Below are 22,983 nucleotides of genomic sequence, written 5' to 3'. Positions count from 1 at the left end.
GACAAGAAACAATCTTAATAGCAACAAACTATTTTGCACAATTCGATTATGCATAATGATGATCTAAGTATTCTAAAAACTGCTCTTTACATCAATGCTATCCTTATTTTATTTCCACTCACTATTGACATGAACAACAATAGAAAAGAAAATGCGCCCTCTGTAGTTATTTCGAAGCGGCACGCTTTGGAACAACACAAACTGCGCAAATTCACATACTCTAAGGTGAAAGGATTATGGCACGCATTCGATCCGATTATCTCTTAATAGTCATGGTAACTGGGGTGATTGCGACCAGCGGCTGTACCACCACTGCACCGACCAGTAAGGACGGCACCATAGTCCGTACCAGCGTGGAATCGTTCTACCGTGAGTCCCCCTGGGTCAATGCCAAACCGACCAACATCAAAGCCATGGGAGATGCCCTGGTCAACACGACACAAGGCTTGGCCGATATCAGTGCTGCGTATTCGACGCAACTTCAAATTAATGGTTGGCTCAGCAGCAACTCTTACATAATCCGCCGGCATACCAATCTCGTTCGGCTGAAATCAGGGAGTGCATCAATGTGGGCGGAGGAGTACAAGGCGGAATGACTTGCGAAAAAATTGGTTTGACCAACTATCGAGAGCAATACGTCAACCAAGCCCCACGCCGTGCAGAAACTCTAAGTGATGTTTCAAGCCTGGGCTGGACCCAGGCGCGAGGCCCCCTGTTCACCGAACTGGAACTGGCGGAATTCGCCACCGCCGTTGGTGGGTTAGTTCAAGCCAATGGCCGAATGGGGCGCGCTTTACCGCGCGCATTTCCAGGGCGACGCTAAGCGCCCAGGACCGGTGTGGATTTGGTTATACTCATACTCAAGAAATTGAACGGCTCTACAGGTCAACAATTTGCCTACGTTCTCCTCGTGTCGATACTGGCCTCTGGCTTGGGCGGCTGTGCCTACCCTTACAGCATGAGTTATCATCCGTTGCTCGATCCGGAGGACAACCGACTGATCAAGGCGAAATCCATCGACCATCGTTGGGTCACACACATGGACCAAGAGTCTGTGAAAATGTACCGGCAAGGTTACGCCATGGTTGGCTACTCGTATTTAGTCGGCGGGCATTTGCCGATAGTTGCACCTTTCTCGGCCATGAACTTTGGTGGTAGTCTCGATGCGGCTCAGGTGCTTCAGTGGCGGAATGGAAGTTTGTACTTGGCAACGTACTGGCGGGCTGTCAGAAAATTTAGTTTTGGGGCGTACTATGAGGATGCGCCAGTCAGCGCACACCAACGCATTGGGGGTGATGTCGCAGTCATTGTTCAAGATGTTGTTGACGGCACCCCCGCTCACGCGGCTAAGCTAATGCCCGGTGATTTATTGCTGGCTCTGGATGACCAAATAATCCCTGATGCGCGCTGGCTTGATGAGTCCATTGCCTCCAAAAGTGGGCAAGATATCATTTTATCGATCTGGCCCATGCTTGGAATGGAACCGGTAAACATAAAGTTTACGCTGGCGGAATCCAGCAACCCGTAAACTGACGCTTGTTTTTATGCTGCTTAAATGTGAAGATTGGTTACCTCATCTCCTCAGTCCTTCCCCATCAGACATTCTTGTAGCAAATTAGAAATGTACCATTCAGGCGGCCCTGCGCCCCATGCTTCCGCACAGACCATGGCTCCTGTCAATTGCCGATAGCGCTGAGAACCATACTGAATGCCACGATCAGCGTGGATGATCGTGCCCTTGGGGAAGCCGCGACGCAACACGGCCATGGTCAGCGCGTCACACACCGGCTGTTGTGTCATCCGTAGATTCATCGACCACCCACAATTCCCCGTGGGTACAAGTCCATCACGACGGCGAGATACCGCCATCCCTCCTCAGTCCAGACAGAGGTACTGTCACTGGTTCATTTCTGATTGGGCGCCGCCGCACGGAAGTCCTGCTCGATCAGACCGGGTGCCACCGGCTTTGCGTGAGTCGAGTCAGTGGTGACTGTAAATTTCTTGGCCTGAATCGCTTTCAGTCCCAAAGCACGCACGCGTCGAGCCACACGGTTCTCACGACAGCTCAGGCCTTCATCCTGTCACGCCTCGGTAATCCGTGGCGCGCCATAGCGTTGGCGGTGTTCAGTAACGATCTCCTATATTCATCTCTCTAGCGCGATATTCGAACGAATGCCCTGCCTCAGATCACGCGCTGTCCAATCATAATAGCCACTTCGGGAGACGCCCAACACACCACACGTGAGGGTGATCGGCCAGGCCTTCTGCTGCTGCTCGATGAATCGAGACCTCATGTGTGTTCCTTGGCAAAAAAGGCCGTGGCTTTTTTTAGATTTCACGCTCCATCCGTAAACGGCGATTTTCCGATTCGAGTTCAGGGATCCGTTGCTGCTCGGTCGGTCATTTACCCTTCAGATGAGAGCGTCCCTCTCTTGGACCAGCCGGCAGGTGTCGGATCAAGGAAGAAAAATGTTCACCAGATCTCCTCTCATGGAAAAGGCCCGGTCAGCAACACTACCAACTCAGTCAGGTACCTTTTTCTGTGTCATCCAACTTGACTTAATTCCATAATTAACCAAGAATCCGCCTGTCCATACCAGGCCGATCCATGAGCTTTGATGCTAGTCAAGAGGGTTGCTATGCCGATCAGCATAAAAATCGGTAGATACCAGAAAGTGGATCGCGTCGCCCACATCAGAAGTATACCGCCCTGCGAACCTGGAACAGATGAACGTAAGCTCCTCCGCAACCTCTGCCGTTGCCTTGACGGCGACGAAATTGAACGACTGTTATTCTCTAGTCTGGACTCAGACCTATTACTACGGGACATCTCTCTCCAGGTTATTTGCGAAAATCTTGCTGATGGGAATCGCTCTTTTGGACGGCGAATTATTAGCCGGCTACTTCGGCTGGTACCGAAAGCGAAGTACCGAGAACGAGAAAGTTACGGGCTTTGCTTGAGTAAAATAGGGGAGGTTTGTGAAACTCGCACTCGCCGAAGAATTCAACGATACTTCCTTGCCTCGCCGTACTCTCGAATGCGTCAGCGCGGATATAAGAGTCTATCTGCTGAAGGTCGACGGATTCCTAAACATCTCGTACTGCGATCCTGGAATTCATGGCGAGATCCGGCATCTGCGGACCTGCTCATACAACACTTCTCACCCACATTCCTCGAAGAGAATCGGGTAGGAATTTCCGAAGTGTTGACTCACCCCTCGGAAGTGGCAAGACTCTATATACGAATTGGCCAAGAGTCACCTGACGTTACTCAGAACCTACGTGATTGGGACGCGATAACCTATTGCTATGTTTCAGCGAAACTCGGGCGGCGGATACACAAGTCCATCGCTCGGAAATACCTTGAGCGGAATCTCGTCAACGAAAGGCTCGGGATCCTGCTTTGGGCTTTTGCAAAGATGCGATTCTGGGATCTTCTTGAAGAGGTACGAGTTCGATTGCCGGAAGTACATACACGCCGCCACAACACTCCTTACTCAGGAGTGGGCATCTAACGAGTAATTGGAGGTGGACTGCTGACCCGCCCGCAGGTCAGTTGACTCGGTACGCTCGGTGGCTCAAGTGAATCGTTAAATTGCACATGGATTTTCTTGACGAGTATTTCGCAGAATGGTTACGAGTTTTTCTGCGATCATGATCCGCCCCTGCCATGGCCATGCAAACCCCGTGGCGGTCGTGAGGTACTTTCTGGTGAACCAGGATGATGCTATGGGTCTATGGGGGACAAACAGATCTTTTGGGTTTGGACTACCACGCCGTTAACACCGAGCTGTTAGGCGGACGCTTCTGACAATTTTAATCCCCGTAGGGGAAAGGTAAAATCGGAATATGTCATCTGAAACCATACCAGACCGCATTCTGGAGTCCTTGCAGAATTTACCATCTGATGCGACATATGACGACGCCATTGAGCGACTTGTATTTCTTGCCAAGATTGATGCAGGCTTGGCTGAACTTGATGCGGGAGAAGGCATTCCGCATGACCAAGTCAAACGTCGGCTCGGATTGTGACTCAAATCATTTGGTCGCCCCAAGCACTCCGTGATATGGAAGCCATCCGAGCATACATAGCTGAAGATTCCCCGCGCGTCGCGGAGTTAGTGGTGGGCCGGATCGTGAAGGCGGTTGCGGCTGGAGGCGTTTCCAGGATCGGGTCGCAAGGTGCCCGAACGCAATGATCCAGAGATTCGCGAAGTGATTGAATCCCCGTATCGCATCGTATATCGAATGAGAGTAGGTGCGGTCGAGATCGCCACGGTTTTCCGCGCCTCCCGTCTCTTTCCTGGCCTCCGATAAACAGGCGCTCACGACAGCCATTGGGTTACACATGAACGCCCGTGAAAAGTATTAGAAGTGTGAGTACGAGTTCTCCGCGATCATGACCACCTCTAGCCGGAACAGTATCAGACCACTCACCGCACCTAGACCCAATGACGATCATGACCTACTTTTTAGGAAGTCTGGGTGCAATGCTGCAGATCTTTGGAGTTCAAAATTTTGAACCGAAATTTCGTATCAACGTGATGTTCCGTAATGCCGGGTTTCGGCCCATAGGTGTTAAGCTAAGCCAAAAAATTTCCTTACCGCTGCGCTTGCCTTGCGCTTTTTTTGTGCTATATTTCCGATAGCATTATTAAAGCTATCGGCTATAACGAGAGGAGGAACTCATGACGCGAGAAGAGCAGACTCTGCAACGAATTCAGCGCCAGCTATCGACCCTGGGCCCGGTCCTGCCGGGGAGTCTGAGCGAACAGTGGAATGTCTGCGGGACACCGGGCTGTCGGTGCAAAGCTCCCTCCAATCCCAAGAAGCACGGGCCCTACTATCAGCTCAGTTTTACCGTGGCTGGCCAGAGCTCCACGCTCTTCGTCCAGAAGGGGGACCTAGGCGAGGTGCGGCGGCGACTCAAGCGCTATCAGGCCTTCAAGCGGTTAACCACGGACTGGGTTCAGGCATGTCTCGCCCTGGCTCGCAGCCAGGGCTTCAGAGGGGCGTCCGTATGAGGGGGCTGCCGAGGGTGTTTGCGGGGTTAAAAAAAACGAGATTATTCGACTGGCTAAACACACGGGATTTCAGCAACGCCACGGGCGGCTCACGCCTCATGACTTTCTCGTGCTCCTGACCCTGCCAACTGGGGTTGCCGCATCCGTCGTTGGGGGGATGGTGGCGGCGCTCTCCTCGCGCATCAGTCGCGAAGCCTTACATCAACGCTTTACGGCCTCGGCCACCGCCTTTCTCCGCCACTGTCTGCACACCGTGCTCCGGCACAAACTGCAGACGGTGCCGATCCGCACGAAACTCCTTCAGCCCTTTGCCCGTGTCTTGCTCGTGGATAGCTCGAGCTGGGATGTCAGCGAGAAACTGGGCGCCGTCCTCCCCGGCTCTGGAGGCAACGCCTCCACCGCCAATTGTAAGCTTCAAACGGCGTATGACTACAAGCAGGGCGAACTGACCTTTCTGGCGGACACCGCCGGCACCGTGCCGGATAATCGGTACACGGACCACCTCCCCGCCCTGGTCAACACGACCGACCTGCTGCTCTTCGATCAGGGCTATTTTAAACTCGCAACCTTGAACGCCCTCACGGCAAAAGGCGCCTGCTTTCTGACGCGCTTGTTCCTCGACACTACGGTCCACGATGGCCAAACGAGTGAGCGGCTTGACCTCGGGCAGGTCTTGCGGACCGCCTCAGGGCCGACATTTGAACGCCAAATGCGCCTGGGGCAGGGCCCCAATCACACGCACGCCTGTCGGCTCGTCGGCCTGCGCGTTCCCGCCCAGGTCGCTCAGGCCCGCCGCCAAGGCCGGACGGGCAGTCCCCGGCATGTGGCCATGTGCGATTGGACACTCTTGATCACGAATGAGCCGGAGTCCTGGCTGCCCCTGGACATGGTCCGGGCCTTGTATACGCTCCGCTGGCAAATCGAATTGCTATTCAAACAATTCAAATCCATTCTCCGCGTGCATCAGTCCATGACCGGCAATATCCATCGTTTGCGCTGCGAGCTCTATGGCAAATTGATTACCGCCGTGTGGGTACAGCGCCTCCATGCCGTCGCCAATACCGCCCTGTGGAATACATCACGCTATGAGATCAGTCTGGCGAAGCTCTACAAGCGGCTGCAGGAGCGCGCGTTTCTGCTCGCGCAATTGATGATGGGGTCGGGAGCGCAAACCATGAGCTATCTGTCTCAAGAGCTCGAAACGCTGCTTCGGCACTGTCGAAAATATCGACAACGCTCACGCATGTCCACGCTGGAAATGCTCGAAGCCGGTTTCGATCCGAAACTTCACAGGGGAAAAGGCCGATGATTAGCTTAACACCTATGGGTTTCGCCCCGGCAGGCGAGGCCCTTTTGTTTCGGCAAAAGGCCCCAAAACCATTGACGCCCCGTCTGGCTTTTTTAAAATGTAGGGACGCGGGAGGGCGGACCAACTCGCCGGGCTCAAACAAGGCCCGCCAGCGGATGAAAGCGTCCCTCCTTTGGCCAGCCGGCAGGCGTCGGACAATAGGAGACCAATGTCCACACATCGTACGCTCCTTATGGATATGAGCATTAGTCATCAACAAAATCTCAACAACCCCTCTTCCCATTTTTCGCAGACCCACATCTTGACTTATTTCGTCAATTGACGAAAAATTCGCTTGCGTTATTCCAGACCTGTGGGCTTTGAGGGTTACGGAAGTGAAACCTATTTACTATTTGTTGATAGAGTTCTGGTCTTAATAATATTCTCAGTAAATTTAGTCGACTAACCAACTCCATCTCCAGGAGAACCCTCATGGCTGTATTTTTAATTGTAGACATTAAAGTCACCGATGGTGCGTGGATTCCAGACTACGCAGCAAATGTTCACAATATCGTGCACAGTCATGGCGGGAAATACCTTTCCCGGCAATATTACGACTATTGAAGGCGAGGAACTAGGATCAACGGTAATTGCCTTGATCAAATTTCCTTCTATGGAGGCAGTGCAAGCATTTGTGAATGATCCAGCCTATGCCAAATATCGTCAAGCTCGCCAGGCTGGTAGTATCAGCAGGTTCCATGTAATCGACGACACTGATCTTGCAGGAACTATTCCCTCTTTACCGAAAGGTTAAAATTCTCGATTATCCGATTTGATTCAAAGCATGCATCCGGATTTACCCATTAGACCGTGGTATACGGACAGAAATTGGCAGACCCAATTCTTATGGGGATCCGCCCTAAAATTGTTAGCCGGTTCCGAGATTAGGCATGCGCGATTTACTCACATTTACGCTCATGATGGCGGTTTGGCCGTTGGCTGCCGCTGCCGAGGATGAAGGCAGTAGGCTTATGTCCCGCTTGCTGGATCTGTTGGCAAAAGAAGCTGTAACGCCCTCAGAGTCGGTACCGAGTATGACAGTGAGGGGGGCAGAGGTTGAGATCGCAGGACGTCGCCTTCGTATCACACCTGTCTCAGAGCAAGTGCTTATAACCGAGGGACAGTTCATATCTGCCGCTCGTTTTGAGATCGCCCTGGATGGTAGGAAGCAGGACGAGTTGATCGCCGGATCCATTGGCATAAGCAGTGATTCGGCCGACAACGCCACAAGCAACGCTGTTGTGCAATGGTATATGGCGTTCGGATCGCCGATTCTCCGCAGTATTGCAGACCGCTCCCCCGATCTCATAGTAGGAAATTTTCGGGTGTACACCGGCGCTCTTCTTGTACGGGGACAGGCACCGGACGAACTTATTTCCGGACAGGTTATAACACCCGACAAGGTCCTCAAAGCGATTTCGGCCGCACTACCTCGCGTTGATGGAAAATTCCATTCTGTTCAGATCATGTTAGTCGTCGCTCCAGATGGACCCAAAACGGGTGAGTGCAGAGTTGATACGCAGCTTTCGGCTATAGCCTTGGCGTCAGTCCAGCAGCTGAGCTGGCCGACAGGTCTTACGCCCTACATGTACAAGCAATCATATGTCATTAGGTGACACACCCACGGCTAACAAGTGGCTCGAGGGGGAGCGCCCAACAGCTGGCTCTTGAATACCCTCCTTAATGCGCTGGTAGGCGCCCGCACCACACTTGTGCTCCGAACGTTCGTGGCAACGTGATGTTCTGTGTTGCCGGGTTTCGCCCCGGCAGGCGAGGTTTTGCTTGGTGCGTCTCGAGGAGCGCAACCTTTGTTGTGGAGGCAAAAGGACCCAAAACCATTGACGTCCCGTCTGGTTTTATTTAAATGTAGGGACGCAGGAGGGCGGACCCACTCGCCGGGCTCAAACAAGGCCCGCCGGCAGATGAGAGCGTCCCTCCGTTGGGCCAACCGGCAGGCGTCGGACGAAAGGATACGAGTCTTTTTGTCCGAGCCTTGGTGGGGAGTAGTTGGGAGATATCCTATTAAGACGGTCAGAAATGCGGTCGTACAATTTCGGTCGCTGTTCGACACATGACATGCTCCAGCGCGGGCTGTTCCCTGGTCATCTGTGACGGTGAGGCCAACACGGGGATCTCTCTCCCCTGCTCTATGGTTTGCGGGATGTCATCCGGCCAGAATTGTTCTCTTCTGACTTCTCGGCCATTTTTGTCCCGATAGACCAACTCATCAGTCTCCAGATCGTATTCCGGTATGTCGGTCCGTTCCCATCGCTGCACAAAGTATTGATAACACAACGTGTAAAGCCCGTGGTCGTTCGCGTTGTGTCGCAGCACGTATTCCGGCATTTCCTGAATATCCAGATCGGTATGGTAATGCTGCATCCAGAGATAGTCTCCAAGAATGACCAATTTCAGAAGCGGAGGGTCCGAATAGAGTTTCAGTTTGACGGATTTTCCGACTCCTTGAAGCCGTTTAAGCAATTCTATACTTTGCCTGACGCCCGCTCGATATTTCTCAATCGACATCAACGGATCGGCTATCGCCCGGATCCGTGCACTCGCACCTTGGCTGAAGGGGTTTACCAGCATGATGTTGGCTCCCAGACATTTATCCAGAATAGTGGATAAGTCCCCCACCTGATCACGCAACGTGTCATATCCGCTTGATCCGATGACCAAGACTGTCCGGCCACGCCCCTGGGTCTGCCGAAGTTTGCGAATCCCATCCTCAGCCCGTCGCGCCCGTTTGGGGAAAAATGACACGAAGCCCGCATCAATGGCCATTTTGGCCAGCTTGCGATCCTGCCAACTCCGTCGGAGATAGGTCATCACCACGATCAGTAACGCCGCGACGCCTATTTCCAAGGCCACGATCGACATTTTTTCTGTTTCTACTCTTGTCCAATAGGTCAGAAAACTTCTGGCCGCGGTCGGGAGCGACATCGCAATCCCCGCACTCAAGCACAAAATTACAATATGATAGCCAATCTCGGAGGCATTCTTGATACCCTCACCCATTTTGGCCACAATCTTTTTTACCATCACGTATCCTTCTTTCTTTTCACAAAAAACTACAAATAATTTACACACACAATTCAACAGATTCAGTCGGACCACCGTCGCTGCCCTATCACACAACTCCCGGATCCTTGTGGGATTGTTCCTGCCTTCAGGAGACCACGGAGGGTTTGCACAAAAAAATCGTGTAAGTCCCTGTTTCATTCTCGAGGGGTCTGTCGTCCCGGAAAGAAGAGGTCTTACACGATACGTTTGACGGTATCATAGGGTTTGTATTCTGACAAGCTGGACCTATGACAGCCCGGCTTCTTTTTTCTTCTACGTCCACCCCTTCGTCATGATGAACATCACCGAGGTTTCGCGTCATCCATTCCGTGGTTGCGCCGTGTCTGTCACCAGACACCGCCTCTCCGCATTCACTATTTTTATTTGGTGGTATCAGATTGAAACGAAGCAACGGCAGATGATTTATCGGAGCAATAGCGTCGGAACTTTAGCGGAACGCAACAAATCGGAGGTTTTGCTGCCGAATACCAGACTGCGAAGCGGAGAATGGCTGTACGCTCCCATGATCAGCATATCGATGCCCTGCTCATGGACCGCTTTGGCAATGACGCGTTCCGCGTCGCCGGGAGTGAGTGAAGGCGAAACATCAAAGCTTGCCGCCTCCAATGTAGTCTTGGCCCATTCAAGCTGTTTGGAGGCACTCTGACTTTCTTTGCCTGACATCAGAAGGTGCACCGGCAGGCCACGGAAGAGCGGGCTGGCCGCCACCATTTCGACACCTCGTCGGGTGACGATTCCGCCATCGAAGGCAATCATGACCCGGCGGGGCTCCCTGAAGCTATCGGTGACCGCAAGTATCGGTTTGTGCAGGGCGCGCACCACCCGCTCAACATTGCGCCCCAAATCACGCTGGGTTGCCTCAGCCGAGACTCCCCGGCGACCCAACACAAACAGACGCACGGATTCTTCCTGCTCCACCAAGGTCTCTTCCAACAGCCCGTAGCGCTGGCGAACATCGGGAGATTCGACTCCCGAGACCATGGCCCGCTCCCGTAATTCGTTCAAGAAAATCCGGCCACGCTCACGGGCCGCCTTGCTGCGGGACTCATCCTCATTGGACAGTTCGTTCAACAGCACTTCCTGCGCATCGATCCCGATGGCACCGCTGTGATCGTGGCCGGTCGCAATCTCGGGATGCCGATCGATCACATGGAGAAATTCCAGCGGTGCCGCCATGCGGCATGCCGCCCAGGCCGCATAGTCGGCCACATAATCAGCGAAATGCGATTGATCGACGCAGGCCAGCACCTTATTCTCGTTCTTGATGACCCGCCACTTTTTCACGTTTTTCACCAGATGTGTTCCTCTCAGTGGCCCATCACCTGTTCCACGGCATCGGGTTTGTCGTGGACGGCGAAACGATCCACCATCGTGGCGCTGGCTTCATTCAGGCCGATGACCTCGACTTCCGTTCCCTCGCGGCGAAACTTGAGGATGACTTTATCCAACGCGCTGACAGCAGTCAGATCCCAGAAGTGGGCACGGCTCACGTCAATTTGAACCTTTTCGATCACTTCCTTGAAATCAAAAGAATTGACAAACCGCTCAGCCGAAGCAAAGAACACCTGCCCGGTGATGATATAGGTGCGCAGACGGCCCTGATTCTCCGACCTCCAGCCAATATGCAAAATCTGTCCGACCTGGTGAGCGAAAAAGAACCCGGACAACAGCACGCCAACGAGCACGCCCTTCGCCAGGTCATGAGTGGCCACCACCACCACCACGGTGGCGATCATCACCACATTGGAGCTTTTGGGATGCTCCCGCAGATTGCGGATTGAGGCCCAGTTGAAGGTGCCGATCGCAACCATGATCATCACGGCAACCAGTGCGACCATCGGGATTCGGGCCACCCAGTCACCGATGTACACCACCATCAGCAACAGAAATACGCCTGCAACCAGGGTCGAGAGCCGCCCACGGCCGCCCGATTTCACGTTAATGACCGACTGCCCGATCATGGCGCATCCGGCCATGCCGCCGATGAAACCCGAGGTCATATTGGCGATGCCCTGTCCGACACATTCGCGATTTTTGTTGCTTGAGGAATCCGTCAGGTCATCGACGATGGAGGCGGTCATCATGGATTCCAGCAGCCCCACCACGGCCAGTGTGGCCGACACCGGGAAGATGATTCGGAGGGTGTCCCAATGCAGCGGCACATCCGGCAGCAGGAATATCGGAAGGGTGTCAGGGAGTTGGCCCATGTCACCCACGGTGCGGATATCCAAGCCAAGACCAATGGACACACCTGTCAACACCGTAATGGCTACCAGCGGAGACGGCACACTCTTGGTGAGGTATGGAAAGAGGTAGATGATTGCCAGGCCAGCGCCCACCATCGCATAGGCCTCCCAGCTCACACCAGTCAGCTCAGGCAGTTGCGCCATGAAGATGAGGATGGCCAACGCATTGACGAAGCCGGTGATAACTGAGCGCGACACAAAGCGCATCAGGGAACCAAGCCGGAGCCAGCCGGCAACGACTTGCAGCACACCCGTCAGCACCGTAGCGGCCAACAGATATTGCAACCCATGGTCTTTGACCAGGGTGACCATCAACAGTGCCATTGCACCCGTGGCAGCCGAGATCATGCCCGGCCGACCGCCGGCAACCGCGATGACGGTGGCCATACAGAACGAGGCGTACAGTCCCACCTTGGGGTCTACCCCGGCGATGACCGAAAAGGCAATCGCCTCGGGGATGAGTGCCAGTGCGACGACGAGACCTGCAAGCAGATCGTTTCTGATATTCATACCTTCACGGATTTTGCCAACGATCTCTTGTATCATTCATCATCCTTTTTCGATTTAGACAGACCTTCTGCACAAAAAATACACGCCAAGAGACCATTGGGGGTGCGGGCTACGCCCGACCACCCTTTCTGTCCCATCACACAACTCCTGGATGCTTGCTGGAATGTTCCTGTTTTCAGGAGACCAAGGAGGGTTCGAACAAAAAAATCGTGTAAGGCCTTACTTTGCTTCAAGAGGTCTGTTGCCCCAGGAAGAAGAGGTCTTACACGATACGTTTGACAGTATCACAGACTATTCACACACACAAGCGGCATTGTTGAGTGAGAAAATGAAGATTGTGGGCACCGCACTGATCATTGAGGGGCGGAGAGTTCATCCTGGGCCACATGGCCCCGCATCGACTTCTCCGTAATATTATTTTGGATTTCCTGGGCAATCACCCGTGCCAACTTGTCGACGGGAAGTGCACCCATCGGAAGACCATTGGATTCCTTATAGAAAGGATCTTCCGGTGCGGCAGATCGATGGATATTAATGAGGATCATGGCAGGTTGAATGGTTCTCTCTTGTTCGCCGACCGTGATCGATTGCTCTTTGGGGACCACCCGGGTCCGCGTGGCCCAATCCCGATTCTGAATGTCCGCGAATGTGACGTTCCAAACTTTGCCATTGAGCAGACTCCTGATCGCCTTCGGAGTCTGTTCCTGAAAGTATGGTTCTCGCACAATTTTTTGCAGGGCCTCACGCACCCGAATGTCATACAATTTGGTCGTGGAATCAGGTTGGGCCGGGGGGATCCGTGTGGTGGAACCGATTTCGTAATAGGATTTTCCATCCAAACTGTTATGCCTGTCAGTGGTAGTTAAATAGGTGCGAAACAAAAGCTGAAGCAGATGCTCGCGTTCCTCTCCTGACATTTCCGCAATTTCTTGATTGGTCTTGATCGGAACCTGCTTGAAGTTTCCGGGGGACATATTTGTTTGACGTTTCGAGGTCGTGTCGCTTTTGCTCACCACCCATTGAAATTCTCTCGCCAATACCGGCACCAGTTGATCCGGATGATTGAGATAGCCCTGTTTCTCGAGTGCGGATGCGCTGATAAGCAGATTGACCTGGTTGGGTTGTGCGGTTTGGGCCACCAACAATAAAAATTCTTTACCCTCCCGATTCACGACCTTTGGTTCAATGATGACTTTTTGTAGGGCATCTTTGGTCAGGGCCTCTTGAAATCTGGCGTAGTCAGTCCGATGTTCCATCATGTGATTGAAAGCCCCAATAACCGTCTGGAGTGCGGCATTGCCTCCGGCTTGGACCTGGCTACCTTCTTGGTCTGTCCCGACTCCCTTGGAAAGATAAACCTGAAACGGCGCACCCGTAATGGCATGCCCTACAGCATTTTGGGTTCCGGACTCGGAAGCCACATGATGCTCTTCAGAACCTTTATGACTGCCCATAGCCAAGGGAGCAACCATTACTATCCACACCAACCCCAGGATGAAACCCACCAGACTACTTCCCCGTGATCTCCCCCTGGCCTGGGATCCGATCAGGTGAACCGGTGGTAAGCCATGTAAGAACCTTTTTCCCACGTTTGCCATCCGATGTGAGTGTGAATCGAGGGGAAATCCGGGAGATACCCTATCGTGATTCACTGCCTTCTCTTCCCTCTCTTATGTCTTGCCTGGAATGACAGACCGACTTTCAATTGATACTTTACACCCGCAAGATCGGCGAACGCATTTCGGTCGCTCTACAGAGGGTAAGGAACCATTACGTATATTGGTTTAGCAGGATGGAAGATCCATTCCGTCTGGAGGAATCCAGGATGGTACCATCCCGGACGGAACGGAGGGGACGTCTGTACTATTTCCTCTCGATCCATTTTGGATCGGGAATTGACCGGAAACCATCACAATCGGGATAGTCCTCATGCATTGGCAAATCCTTGCGGACCTTGTCCTTCTGATCCACTTCGCCTTCATTATCTTTGTATTGTTCGGGGGAATCCTCACGATGTGGTGGCGCTGGATCCCCTGGGTTCATCTTCCTGCCGCACTTTGGGCGGTAGCCTTGGAATTTGGCGGGTGGATCTGCCCTCTCACTCCATTAGAAAACTGGCTTCTTCAGGCCGGCGGTGACGCTGGATATGCGGGTGGATTCCTTGAGCATTATGCCCTGCCCATCATTTATCCCCAAGGCCTCACCCCGGAGATTCAAATAATCTTGGGGTTCATCGTCCTGCTTTTTATGGTTGTGACCTATGGGTTTGTATGGTGGAGGAAAGCCTCAGGTATCTAACCTACCTCGTTAACCCTCCGATTTTTCGTTAAACCATTCCCCCCATTCCACCGTCATATTTTTCTTCGTCTACACGGTCTATCTCCAACTCGTTTTCATAGGCATTTAAATTAAAGTTATACTTTATATTCAGCTTTAGCTTCATGCTACATACAAATTAAATTGACCGCTCCTACAAAGGTTAATATATGCATTCACAATAAAACAAAATTGTGCATTTCATGGACCGCCTAATCCTAATGATCCACCAACATTTTCTTTCGTTTCAGAGAGCCTAAAACAAATAACTTAAAGTAAAAACTAAACTGTTGCATTACATTTAATGGAACTAGAATCAACAATAATCTCCTGCCCTCTGGCCCATTGCTTCCATGGCATCACTCCCCGCCCAGCTATGCGGTCTGTTCGATATGTGGCAGAAACTTTCCATTCCATGTCATGACGACACGGTCCTCTCCTTTGTCACCCTTTACCTTCTCGACGGTGAGCTTAAAATCAATCGCCGACATAATCCCATCACCGAACTGCTCGTGCATGATGTCCAGAATGGACTCCCCATAATGGGCACAAACCTCGGTCATGCGATAAACATGTGGCTCCTGCAGGACCGCCGGATCATAGGATCGCAGGGGAAACTCCCGCATGGCATCAAGCAAATTCCCCGTGAGTCCCGGTACCAGCTTGACGAGCTTGCCCTCCGTCTCCTTCTTGAGTTGCGCCTGCAATCTGAATAACTGGGCCACATAGACGTTACACAGGCCAAGGGCTGCTGCCAGCTCGTCATACGTCTTTCCTGAGGCTTTTTTCGCTGCAAGCAACTGGCTGACAAGTTCCTTCTTATCCATTTTCAACCTCTCCTCCTTTAAAGTCTGCGAATGATTGATATTCCCATGGTCCTCCTGGAGCTGAGACGCTCTTCTCTGCCTCACGCCTGACAATACGTTAGGCGGTGAGCATGGACCTGTCAATCCAATATTCCCCCACCTGAAACGGCCTCCAGTAGATGCTGAGAGGCCTTGATGCCTTTCCAGACTTCCCCCGAAAGGGGAAGTTCTCAAGCGGGGACTCAAGTAATTTCCGCCAGCCATTTTTCATGACTCCGCCATTCTGCTTGCGTTTTAGGCAAATCGTGAATTTATTCAACTCAAATTCCCCTTTACCGCGCGACCCTTCCAGGCACCAAATCCTAAACTGAAATGCTCTATATGAAGAAAAAAGAGCATAAAAACAGAATTTATCGCACCATGCCCCCTCCCTATTTGACCAAAGGTTCTGGTAGGTTAGAACCTTCTTTTTTGGAGAAAACTATGGCAGTGCGCGTGGTCATTACGGGACTCGGCATCGTGTCCCCCATTGGTGTCGGGGTTCCTACTTTTTGGAAGTCCGCCCTTCATGGCAAATCAGGGATTACGGCGATCTCATCTTTTGGGGATTTCCCCATGGAATCCTATCGCTCCAGGATTGCAGGGCAGATTTCCGACTTTCGTCTCCCGGATCCTTCAGAAGATAAATTCTCATCGCGTGTGGACCGCTATGCGCAATTTGCCCTTGCTGCCACACGGGAAGCCATTCAGGATAGTGGGCTGGACCTTGAGAAGGAGCCGGCCGAACGGATGGGGGTCATGGCCGGTGTGGGCATGGGTGGCATGATGATGGGGGAGCGTGAACTCACCACCCTCTATCAGTCCCGGAAGCCCCATCGGGTCCATCCGAACTTTATTCCGACCATTACGCTGAATTCCGCCTCAGGCATTCTGGCGTTGGCCTTTGGGGCAAAGGGACCGAATCTCACCATTTCCACCGCCTGTTCCTCCAGCATTCATTCTATCGGACAAGCTCTGCAGGCCATTCGCTTGAACCAGGCAGATATCGTCATTGCCTCAGGAGCGGACGCCAGCATTACCCCGTTGGTCTTTGCCGGCTTTTGCTCATTACGTGCCTTATCCACCCGGTATAATGACCACCCCGATCAGGCTTCGAGACCATTCGATCAAGGACGGGACGGTTTTGTGATGGGGGAAGGGGCCGGCACCCTGATTCTGGAATCGCTTCGCCATGCCACCCGTCGTAAAGCGAAAATATATGCCGAACTGGCGGGGTATGCCGCCACCAACGAGGCGTATCATATGGTGATTCCCAGAGAGGATGGGTCGGATATTGCTCGGACCGTCAGCCTGGCGTTAAAAGATGCAGGGATTTCGCCATCCCAGGTGGACTACGTCAATGCCCATGCGACATCCACTGTGGTCGGTGACGATGTGGAGGTCAAGGGGTTACGGGCGGTGTTCGACAAACGCCTGAATGCCATCAAGGTTAATGCCACCAAATCGCTCATTGGCCATACCTTGGGAGCAGCAGGAGCAATCGGCACAATTGTCTCGGCCTTATCCATTCAAACCGGTGTCATCCACCCCACGGTGAACTATGATAATCCGGACCCCCATTGTGCCTTGCCGGGACTTTCTACTAAGGTACAAAAAAAATCCGTTCGGGTGGGCTTGGTGAATGCCTTCGGATTTGGAAGTAACAATGCGGTTCTCGTCTTAAAAAAGTTTACATGAAATCTTCCGTCAACAAATCCTCTCAACTCAGTCAGCAGGTGTACCACACCCTCGGTAAATACCTTCAGCGCGATCCGAAAAATCTGCATCCTGAGGATTCGCTCCGTGATGATTTGGGATTGGACTCGCTACAAACCATTGAATTAGTCTATGAAGTCGAATCGGCGTTTGATCTTCAAATACCGGATGAGGATTTTGGGCGATTAACAACCATCGGGGCGGTCATCCTTTATCTGGATGAACGGACACATGCTCAAGGGAACGCCCTCTCCGACCCGCACCCCACACCACCGGCAAAGAATTCGCGCCCTGCTCCAGTTGTCAAAAAAGCCAAAACCCGTCCCACTTCAAAAAAATCGCGCACATGACGATATCGTCTTCCTCAGGAATCATGAATATTCCTCTTCAGGAATTAGCCCAAGCCATTCACGCCACCATTCACGGATCATCTGACATTCAGATATCCGGCCTCTCTCATCTTGAAGGAGCCTCCTCGGGAGATATCTCCTTTCTCCTGAAGCCTTCGTTTCAGAAAGCGGCACGTCAGTCACAGGCGGCAGCCTTCATTGTGACAGAGCCTATTCCCGACGATCCTCGACCGCAATTAATTGTTCCGAATCCGCTGGTCGCCGTCACCACCTTGGCGCAGAAATTTTTCCTTCCTCCTCTTCCACCACGTGGCATTCACCCCACGGCTGTGTCAGGACTCGATGTGCGGATTGGTCCGGATGTCTCAATTGGCGCTCTCGTCACTATTGGGGACCGCGTGCTCATCGGCTCCGGGGTCACCATTCATGCCGGGGTACATATTGGCGACGATGCCAGTATCGGGGATGAGTGCATCCTCTACCCCCATGTCTCATTACTGACCAAGTGTGTCCTCGGCAATCGAGTCATTGTGCACAGCGGCGCCGTCATCGGGAGCGACGGCTTCGGCTATGTGCAACATGAAGGCCGCCACCATAAAATTCCGCAATTGGGCCATGTGATCATTGAAGATGACGTTGAACTCGGGGCCAATGTGACCGTGGATCGGGCAACATTTGGCAGCACCGTCATTAAGCGCGGCACAAAGATCGACAACCAGGTGCAGATCGCCCATAACGTGGTAATCGGGGAAGACTGTATTCTCGTCGCCCAGGTGGGGATTGCAGGCAGTACGGTGTTAGGCCGCCACGTCATGGTTGGGGGCCAGGCCGGCCTGGTGGATCATGTCACGATCGGTGATCAGGTGAAAATTGCGGCGGGCTCGGGGGTCACCAATGATGTGAAATCCGGTCAGATTGTAGGTGGGCGACCGGCGGTCGAACATGGTATCTGGCGAAGGTCACAGGTCATTCAATACCAACTCCCCGAATTACGCAAGGAACTTCGGGCTCTTCAAAAACAGGTCAAACATCTTGAATCGCTTCTTACGGCCCAACCGGCTCCCAAGACAGAACGGTTCAAGAAGCCTTCACCCTCCAAGCCCTGATCCGTTCATAGCCGATCCAGGAATCAACAGCAGAAAAGGCCTCATTTCTTTTTGCGGTCCGGCAGCAACACTACCCCTTTCCAAAAAAATAACTTTGCCCAGAAATAGCCTGCCCAGGGCAAGGCAAACGCAGCAACCGGCTCCATAAAACCCGTGGCCACGGCTAATCCGGAAAGCGCAAAAAACATCACGATCCCCAGAAGATACCAGAGCGGAACGAATCCGCGACCGCGATGCTCAATATCATGCTCGGTGATGGCCTTCTTTGCCTTCCGGACTGACCTTTGGCTATAGGCTCTCATGCGATTAGCAAAATGTCCCGGAAACTCTCGCAATAGATACTGTTGGTATTTCGTTTGAACGATTCCCACAAGAACTCCGGCTATGATGAGCGCCGAACTGTAGGTAAAGGTTTCCCATCCATACGTTCCTGCCCAGAATTGAAAGCCTAAGGCGATGACTCCGACGACAATCGAAATCAACCCCAACAAACTGGCAGGAAGTAGGATATTGGTCCGGACAAACTCCTGGGCCTTATCTGTTTCGTCCTCGTGACGTTTGGCCGTGATCATTTTTGGCATAGGTTTGTCTCCATTATAATTTCATTTACCAGGAGCATCTCGGACTGGATGGAGCGAGGGCGAAAAGGTCAATGTGGCTGAGCGAATCCCTATTTTGGCGAGTTGCCCATCGTTGGCCTCTGACTCAGAAAAGCGGTGAACTTGAGAGCAGGAAACCACATTGGTAGCGCATTCCTCCTCAGTCCAACCTGCTACTAATCAGCAGATGTGGGTCCGGACTCACGAACCGCCTCATCCAACCCATCTTCTTCCGCATCGGGAATACGATAGCGTTCACTCAACCATCCATCCAAATCCAACAATTGGCATCGCTTGGAACAAAAGGGTCGAAAGACATTGCCTTCCCATTGTTCCACATTGCCGCATATCGGACATTTCACGGTCATTTCGTTTCTCACGATCGACTCGGGTCTTTAGTTCCGGCCCGCACCCACCAGCGCTGGATTCCGCGTATAGCAGCTGGATGTATGCGATACCATGTTAAACATGAAATTGGGCTTCATACAACCCGGCATACAAGCCCCCTCTCGCCAGTAGGGTCGCATGATCGCCTTCCTCAACAATCTGTCCATATTCAAACACGACAATTCGATCCACCGCTTGCAGAGTCGACAACCGATGGGCCACGATAAACGTCGTCCGGCCACGCATGAGTTCATCCATGGCAATCCGAATCTCGACTTCCGTTTCCGTGTCAATATTCGACGTGGCTTCATCCATGACCACAATGGGTGGATCTTTGAGCAATACCCGGGCAATGGCGATACGCTGTTTTTGCCCAACCGACAATTTCACTCCGCGTTCCCCGATCCAGGTGTCATATCCATCAGGTAGCGCTTGAATAAATTCATGCGCTTGCGCAGCCCGCGCCACCGCTTCTATTTGATCCTGCGATGCCGCCAAGTCTCCATACGCTAGATTGCTTCGCACCGTGCCATTAAACAAAAAGGGCTCCTGTTGGACAAAGCCGATTTGTTCACGAAGATAGAATAACGGGAGATGACGAATATCGTATCCATCCAACTCAATCGCACCCTCCCCCACATCGTAATACCGGAAGAGAAGTTTCATGAGCGTGCTTTTTCCCACACCGCTTGGCCCGACTAACGCCACATGCTCCCCCGGTTCCACCACCAGGGAAAGATGTTGATAGACCGGTTTCCCGGGCCGATAAGAAAAGGCCATATCCTTCCATTCGACTTTCCCCGACAACCGGGGCTGAGCCGGACGAAGATGCCCATGGTCGGGAACGGCAGGCTCCGCATCCAAGATGTCAAACACCCGTTCACTGGCAGCCAGGGCATGTTGCAACAAATGATTCACGGAATGAATTTGATTGACCGGGGTATAAAACAAGACGAGGTATGATAAAAACATGACCAACTCACCAGTGGAAAGATGACCGGCTATCACTTCACCGGCGCCATACCACACAATCAAAATGGTTCCCAGGCTTCCGATGAAAATCATTCCAGGAGAATAAATCGACCATAAATACATCGCTTTTAGATTGGCTTGGCTGTAGTGATGACTCATGTCATGAAAACGAGTCTGCTCGTAGGGCTGTCGATTGAATCCCATCGTTTCCCGGATCCCCGACAAGGAATCCTGCAGATAGCCATTGAGTTCAGCGGCCTGCTGACGAATATCGTGATAATACCGGTGGACCCGGCGGGTAAACGCCACGCCTCCGATGATGAGTATCGGAATCGGCAGTAGAACGAGAAGGGCCATTTTCCAGTTCAGCATAAATAAAATAGTGGTAATGCCGACCAGGGTCAAAGTGGCCGTCAACATGCCCTCAAGCCCATCAATGAAAATTCGTTGCACGTGTTCCGTATCATTCACGACACGCGACATGATTTCACCCGTCGATCGATTTTCATAATACGTCAACGACAACCGTTGCAGAGCGGCAAACACTTGTTGCCGGAGTCGATGCACTACACGTTGCTCTAGCGTGTTATTAAAGCGGATGCGGAGGGAATTACAGAGATTCTTCAGTCCATAGGCCAGGAGTAGTCCAATGAGCACCCAGGTCAGCATGTCCGTATTTTTTGCCGGGATGACGTCATCAATCACCACTTTGATGAGCCAAGGGGGGAGCAGTTCCAGTGCCGTCGTCACACCGGCAAAGAAGAAGGTGACGCACACCAGCCCCCGATACGGGGCCAGGTAGGACAGAACTCTCAGGAGCGATTTCACAGGAAGTTTCGAAACCTTTTTCGTCGACAGATGGCGTGAACCCCATGGGAATCATGGAATCACGAAAACACACGCGTGGAATGGATGAGCAGAAAACGCTCGACGGTCAGCTCTTTCAAGCAGGAATTAAATCACCGGGGCGGATTCTTCGCGCCAATAGGCATCAAACTCTTCCAACTGGGTCAGGGTCGACATGTCGGCCATCCGATCAATGAACAATTTTCCGATGAGGTGGTCCATTTCATGCTGGATGCACACCGCATAGAGTCCGTTCGCTTCAAAATCCTGGAGTACTCCCTGCCGATCATAGGCCTGCACGCGGATCATGGACGGCCGGACCACCTTACCTCGCATGAGATCAATACTTAGACATCCTTCCCACATTTCAGTTTGGGAGGGGCTATAAAACACAATTTTAGGATTTATGAGGACGGTCTTCGGAATGCCATCCTTCCCCTCACATTCCATCACGACAATCTGTTCCGAATGTGCGACCTGCGGGGCGGCTAATCCAATTCCCTCATAATGCACCATCGTTTCAAACATATCATCAAGGAACTCCTGGATTAGTCGACTCCCGATTGATGCGGGATCGACCGGCTTGGCCTGTTGCCGGAGAACCGGGTTGCCGATTTTTGCTATAGGTAATACTGCCATCAACCTGACTCCTTTTCTGAATCTTCTACGTCTTTCGTCTCATGAAATCACACGCTTTCGACCACCGTCCGGGACCACCCTGGCCTCTCGTTTGGTTATTCAGGAACCGCTGTCAACTGACATTCAGGTCTGCCGGTGATCGAGGAGGTTTTGTGGATGACGGGGTCTCGCCGAATCGTTCCTGATTCTCTTCCAACCAGGACCACCATTCCTTCATCCATTCCTTCCTGTCTTCAGGGGTGGAGGCTTCCCAATCATGGATTGAACCGCTGAATCTGGTGAGAATCCAGAAAGAATCCCGCGCCGTGATTGACACGTATTGCTCTGGATCTGAAATGGCACTGATAATGAAAGGCAGCACTTCCTTCCGATGGACCCTCCGTGATTCAAACACCGCCGTATTCCGAATCGTAGAATTGGGGTCCTTCACCATTACCTCTATGGCCGGAACAACCTGGTTGGGATCCAATCGTGTCGCCACACGCAATGCATGGGACCGGATCCGGGAGTCTTCCTCCGAATTGATTGCGACCTCCAGTAGGCCCGGGACTGCGGAGGGATCATTGATCATCGACAGCGTTTCCACCGCATTGAACCGGACTCTGGACACCGGCGACTTGAGGGCTTTTACTAAATACGGGACCGAGTGTTTCCCAAAATAGACAAACTCTCCGATGGCCCAAAATTCCTGTTTTCCCTCAAGCAGCGGAATAAGTGCTTCCAGACGCTCCTCATCCTCGGTCGTTAAGCTTTCAGGAGGTGGCGTGGCCTCGACCCCTCTTGATTCTGACGGAGGAGGAGGCTCATAGGGCATTTGCGTCAGGTAGAGAGGGGAACGACTTGTTCCTGGTTCTTCCGCCCACAGCGGAGCGCAGGCCAGGAAAAAGGCCACAACCACCCAACATATTGTCTGTGACGAAATTATCATTCGCTGCATCATGGACTTCCCTTTCGTGAATCCTCGTATATAAAACTTAGCAATCATGCAGTTTAGT

Annotated in this window: 26 protein-coding genes and 1 pseudogene; 14 read left to right on the top strand and 13 right to left on the bottom strand. The window is 52.5% G+C overall.

Annotated features, from left to right (window positions below; translation table 11 throughout):
• Positions 1–236 precede the first annotated feature (236 nt).
• The 3 genes from ACWHYD_RS07240 to ACWHYD_RS07230 are packed head-to-tail and all read left to right on the top strand — an operon-like array spanning position 237 to position 1,528.
• On the top strand, positions 237–596 hold the full coding sequence (locus ACWHYD_RS07240) for a hypothetical protein (RefSeq protein ID WP_447965236.1): 360 nt from the start codon (positions 237–239) through the stop codon (positions 594–596).
• Positions 593–823 (top strand): hypothetical protein, encoded by a 231-nt coding sequence (locus tag ACWHYD_RS07235; protein ID WP_447965235.1) that lies wholly within the window; start codon positions 593–595, stop codon positions 821–823. Before ACWHYD_RS07240 ends, ACWHYD_RS07235 begins: the two co-directional genes overlap by 4 nt.
• A gap of 21 nt (positions 824–844) precedes the next feature.
• Positions 845–1,528, top strand: coding sequence for a hypothetical protein (locus ACWHYD_RS07230; RefSeq protein WP_447965234.1), 684 nt, complete (start codon positions 845–847; stop codon positions 1,526–1,528).
• A 53-nt stretch (positions 1,529–1,581) separates the two neighbouring features.
• On the opposite strand, the gene ACWHYD_RS07225 is transcribed toward ACWHYD_RS07230, so the two are convergent.
• The 3 genes from ACWHYD_RS07225 to ACWHYD_RS07215 form a co-directional block, all read right to left on the bottom strand.
• Positions 1,582–1,869 carry a DDE-type integrase/transposase/recombinase gene (locus ACWHYD_RS07225; RefSeq protein ID WP_447965233.1) on the bottom strand — a complete coding sequence of 96 codons (288 nt, stop codon included), beginning with the start codon at positions 1,867–1,869 and terminating at the stop codon, positions 1,582–1,584.
• 35 nt (positions 1,870–1,904) lie between these two features.
• Entirely contained in the window at positions 1,905–2,048 is a 144-nt protein-coding gene (locus tag ACWHYD_RS07220) for a hypothetical protein (RefSeq protein WP_447965232.1), read from the bottom strand.
• Between the two features lie 96 nt (positions 2,049–2,144).
• Positions 2,145–2,294 carry a hypothetical protein gene (locus ACWHYD_RS07215; RefSeq protein ID WP_447965231.1) on the bottom strand — a complete coding sequence of 50 codons (150 nt, stop codon included), beginning with the start codon at positions 2,292–2,294 and terminating at the stop codon, positions 2,145–2,147.
• 345 nt (positions 2,295–2,639) lie between these two features.
• On the opposite strand from ACWHYD_RS07215, the gene ACWHYD_RS07210 reads away from it, so the two are divergent.
• From ACWHYD_RS07210 to ACWHYD_RS07180, 7 genes and pseudogenes are all read left to right on the top strand, one after another.
• Complete coding sequence (locus ACWHYD_RS07210) at positions 2,640–3,515, top strand: hypothetical protein (RefSeq protein ID WP_447965230.1); 876 nt, start codon at positions 2,640–2,642, stop codon at positions 3,513–3,515.
• A 334-nt stretch (positions 3,516–3,849) separates the two neighbouring features.
• Positions 3,850–4,032 (top strand): hypothetical protein, encoded by a 183-nt coding sequence (locus ACWHYD_RS07205; RefSeq protein WP_447965229.1) that lies wholly within the window; start codon positions 3,850–3,852, stop codon positions 4,030–4,032.
• A gap of 35 nt (positions 4,033–4,067) precedes the next feature.
• Positions 4,068–4,199: a hypothetical protein gene (locus tag ACWHYD_RS07200; RefSeq protein WP_447965838.1), complete on the top strand. Its 132-nt coding sequence runs from the start codon at positions 4,068–4,070 to the stop codon at positions 4,197–4,199.
• Between the two features lie 489 nt (positions 4,200–4,688).
• Positions 4,689–5,024 carry a DUF6788 family protein gene (locus ACWHYD_RS07195; RefSeq protein ID WP_447965228.1) on the top strand — a complete coding sequence of 112 codons (336 nt, stop codon included), beginning with the start codon at positions 4,689–4,691 and terminating at the stop codon, positions 5,022–5,024.
• A 40-nt stretch (positions 5,025–5,064) separates the two neighbouring features.
• Positions 5,065–6,333, top strand: coding sequence for an IS4 family transposase (locus ACWHYD_RS07190; protein WP_447965837.1), 1,269 nt, complete (start codon positions 5,065–5,067; stop codon positions 6,331–6,333).
• A gap of 471 nt (positions 6,334–6,804) precedes the next feature.
• Positions 6,805–7,126: pseudogene (locus ACWHYD_RS07185) on the top strand (DUF1330 domain-containing protein).
• 136 nt (positions 7,127–7,262) lie between these two features.
• Positions 7,263–7,988: a DUF6348 family protein gene (locus ACWHYD_RS07180; protein WP_447965227.1), complete on the top strand. Its 726-nt coding sequence runs from the start codon at positions 7,263–7,265 to the stop codon at positions 7,986–7,988.
• 415 nt (positions 7,989–8,403) lie between these two features.
• Here ACWHYD_RS07180 and ACWHYD_RS07175 read toward each other — a convergent pair whose 3' ends face one another.
• The 4 genes from ACWHYD_RS07175 to ACWHYD_RS07160 all read right to left on the bottom strand — a co-directional run bounded on the left by ACWHYD_RS07175 (position 8,404) and on the right by ACWHYD_RS07160 (position 13,717).
• A complete protein-coding gene (locus ACWHYD_RS07175) occupies positions 8,404–9,414 on the bottom strand; it encodes a hypothetical protein (RefSeq protein ID WP_447965226.1) in 1,011 nt (336 codons plus the stop codon).
• A 444-nt stretch (positions 9,415–9,858) separates the two neighbouring features.
• A complete protein-coding gene (locus ACWHYD_RS07170) occupies positions 9,859–10,722 on the bottom strand; it encodes a universal stress protein (RefSeq protein ID WP_447965836.1) in 864 nt (287 codons plus the stop codon).
• A gap of 41 nt (positions 10,723–10,763) precedes the next feature.
• Positions 10,764–12,212: a SulP family inorganic anion transporter gene (locus tag ACWHYD_RS07165; RefSeq protein ID WP_447965835.1), complete on the bottom strand. Its 1,449-nt coding sequence runs from the start codon at positions 12,210–12,212 to the stop codon at positions 10,764–10,766.
• A gap of 353 nt (positions 12,213–12,565) precedes the next feature.
• Positions 12,566–13,717 carry a hypothetical protein gene (locus ACWHYD_RS07160; RefSeq protein ID WP_447965225.1) on the bottom strand — a complete coding sequence of 384 codons (1,152 nt, stop codon included), beginning with the start codon at positions 13,715–13,717 and terminating at the stop codon, positions 12,566–12,568.
• A gap of 424 nt (positions 13,718–14,141) precedes the next feature.
• On the opposite strand from ACWHYD_RS07160, the gene ACWHYD_RS07155 reads away from it, so the two are divergent.
• The gene (locus tag ACWHYD_RS07155) at positions 14,142–14,510 is read left to right on the top strand and encodes a DUF2784 domain-containing protein (RefSeq protein ID WP_447965224.1); all 369 of its coding nucleotides are present in this window, start codon (positions 14,142–14,144) and stop codon (positions 14,508–14,510) included.
• A gap of 392 nt (positions 14,511–14,902) precedes the next feature.
• On the opposite strand, the gene cynS is transcribed toward ACWHYD_RS07155, so the two are convergent.
• Positions 14,903–15,355: a cyanase gene (cynS, locus tag ACWHYD_RS07150; protein ID WP_447965223.1), complete on the bottom strand. Its 453-nt coding sequence runs from the start codon at positions 15,353–15,355 to the stop codon at positions 14,903–14,905.
• A 462-nt stretch (positions 15,356–15,817) separates the two neighbouring features.
• On the opposite strand from cynS, the gene fabF reads away from it, so the two are divergent.
• Genes fabF through lpxD form a run of 3 tightly spaced genes read left to right on the top strand, consistent with a single transcriptional unit; the run spans position 15,818 to position 18,545 of the window.
• Positions 15,818–17,071 (top strand): beta-ketoacyl-ACP synthase II, encoded by a 1,254-nt coding sequence (gene fabF, locus ACWHYD_RS07145; RefSeq protein WP_447965222.1) that lies wholly within the window; start codon positions 15,818–15,820, stop codon positions 17,069–17,071.
• The gene (locus ACWHYD_RS07140; RefSeq protein ID WP_447965221.1) at positions 17,068–17,439 is read left to right on the top strand and encodes an acyl carrier protein; all 372 of its coding nucleotides are present in this window, start codon (positions 17,068–17,070) and stop codon (positions 17,437–17,439) included. Before fabF ends, ACWHYD_RS07140 begins: the two co-directional genes overlap by 4 nt.
• Positions 17,440–17,462: 23 nt before the next feature.
• Complete coding sequence (lpxD, locus tag ACWHYD_RS07135; protein ID WP_447965220.1) at positions 17,463–18,545, top strand: UDP-3-O-(3-hydroxymyristoyl)glucosamine N-acyltransferase; 1,083 nt, start codon at positions 17,463–17,465, stop codon at positions 18,543–18,545.
• Positions 18,546–18,586: 41 nt separating this feature from the next.
• Here the strand turns inward: lpxD and ACWHYD_RS07130 are convergent, their stop codons facing one another.
• From ACWHYD_RS07130 to ACWHYD_RS07110, 5 genes are all read right to left on the bottom strand, one after another.
• A complete protein-coding gene (locus ACWHYD_RS07130) occupies positions 18,587–19,126 on the bottom strand; it encodes a hypothetical protein (protein WP_447965219.1) in 540 nt (179 codons plus the stop codon).
• Positions 19,127–19,320: 194 nt separating this feature from the next.
• Positions 19,321–19,512 carry a DNA gyrase inhibitor YacG gene (locus ACWHYD_RS07125; protein ID WP_447965218.1) on the bottom strand — a complete coding sequence of 64 codons (192 nt, stop codon included), beginning with the start codon at positions 19,510–19,512 and terminating at the stop codon, positions 19,321–19,323.
• A gap of 94 nt (positions 19,513–19,606) precedes the next feature.
• On the bottom strand, positions 19,607–21,331 hold the full coding sequence (locus tag ACWHYD_RS07120) for an ABC transporter ATP-binding protein (RefSeq protein ID WP_447965217.1): 1,725 nt from the start codon (positions 21,329–21,331) through the stop codon (positions 19,607–19,609).
• A gap of 126 nt (positions 21,332–21,457) precedes the next feature.
• Positions 21,458–21,988 (bottom strand): peptide deformylase, encoded by a 531-nt coding sequence (def, locus tag ACWHYD_RS07115; RefSeq protein ID WP_447965216.1) that lies wholly within the window; start codon positions 21,986–21,988, stop codon positions 21,458–21,460.
• 112 nt (positions 21,989–22,100) lie between these two features.
• Entirely contained in the window at positions 22,101–22,916 is an 816-nt protein-coding gene (locus tag ACWHYD_RS07110) for a HEAT repeat domain-containing protein (RefSeq protein ID WP_447965215.1), read from the bottom strand.
• Between the last annotated feature and the right edge of the window lie 67 nt (positions 22,917–22,983).

It is taken from the genome of Nitrospira sp. Ecomares 2.1, assembly GCF_965152585.1.
This window is presented reverse-complemented; position numbering and strand designations above follow the sequence as displayed.

Coding starts and splice junctions, on each gene's coding strand:
- ACWHYD_RS07240 (WP_447965236.1), top strand. CDS start 237: ATGGCACGCATTCGATCCGATTATCTCTTAATAGTCATGGTAACTGGG.
- ACWHYD_RS07235 (WP_447965235.1), top strand. CDS start 593: ATGACTTGCGAAAAAATTGGTTTGACCAACTATCGAGAGCAATACGTC.
- ACWHYD_RS07225 (WP_447965233.1), bottom strand. CDS start 1,869: ATGGCGGTATCTCGCCGTCGTGATGGACTTGTACCCACGGGGAATTGT.
- ACWHYD_RS07215 (WP_447965231.1), bottom strand. CDS start 2,294: ATGAGGTCTCGATTCATCGAGCAGCAGCAGAAGGCCTGGCCGATCACC.
- ACWHYD_RS07210 (WP_447965230.1), top strand. CDS start 2,640: ATGCCGATCAGCATAAAAATCGGTAGATACCAGAAAGTGGATCGCGTC.
- ACWHYD_RS07205 (WP_447965229.1), top strand. CDS start 3,850: ATGTCATCTGAAACCATACCAGACCGCATTCTGGAGTCCTTGCAGAAT.
- ACWHYD_RS07200 (WP_447965838.1), top strand. CDS start 4,068: ATGGAAGCCATCCGAGCATACATAGCTGAAGATTCCCCGCGCGTCGCG.
- ACWHYD_RS07195 (WP_447965228.1), top strand. CDS start 4,689: ATGACGCGAGAAGAGCAGACTCTGCAACGAATTCAGCGCCAGCTATCG.
- ACWHYD_RS07180 (WP_447965227.1), top strand. CDS start 7,263: ATGCGCGATTTACTCACATTTACGCTCATGATGGCGGTTTGGCCGTTG.
- ACWHYD_RS07175 (WP_447965226.1), bottom strand. CDS start 9,414: ATGGTAAAAAAGATTGTGGCCAAAATGGGTGAGGGTATCAAGAATGCC.
- ACWHYD_RS07165 (WP_447965835.1), bottom strand. CDS start 12,212: ATGAATATCAGAAACGATCTGCTTGCAGGTCTCGTCGTCGCACTGGCA.
- ACWHYD_RS07155 (WP_447965224.1), top strand. CDS start 14,142: ATGCATTGGCAAATCCTTGCGGACCTTGTCCTTCTGATCCACTTCGCC.
- cynS (WP_447965223.1), bottom strand. CDS start 15,355: ATGGATAAGAAGGAACTTGTCAGCCAGTTGCTTGCAGCGAAAAAAGCC.
- fabF (WP_447965222.1), top strand. CDS start 15,818: ATGGCAGTGCGCGTGGTCATTACGGGACTCGGCATCGTGTCCCCCATT.
- ACWHYD_RS07140 (WP_447965221.1), top strand. CDS start 17,068: ATGAAATCTTCCGTCAACAAATCCTCTCAACTCAGTCAGCAGGTGTAC.
- lpxD (WP_447965220.1), top strand. CDS start 17,463: ATGAATATTCCTCTTCAGGAATTAGCCCAAGCCATTCACGCCACCATT.
- ACWHYD_RS07130 (WP_447965219.1), bottom strand. CDS start 19,126: ATGCCAAAAATGATCACGGCCAAACGTCACGAGGACGAAACAGATAAG.
- ACWHYD_RS07125 (WP_447965218.1), bottom strand. CDS start 19,512: ATGACCGTGAAATGTCCGATATGCGGCAATGTGGAACAATGGGAAGGC.
- def (WP_447965216.1), bottom strand. CDS start 21,988: ATGGCAGTATTACCTATAGCAAAAATCGGCAACCCGGTTCTCCGGCAA.
- ACWHYD_RS07110 (WP_447965215.1), bottom strand. CDS start 22,916: ATGATAATTTCGTCACAGACAATATGTTGGGTGGTTGTGGCCTTTTTC.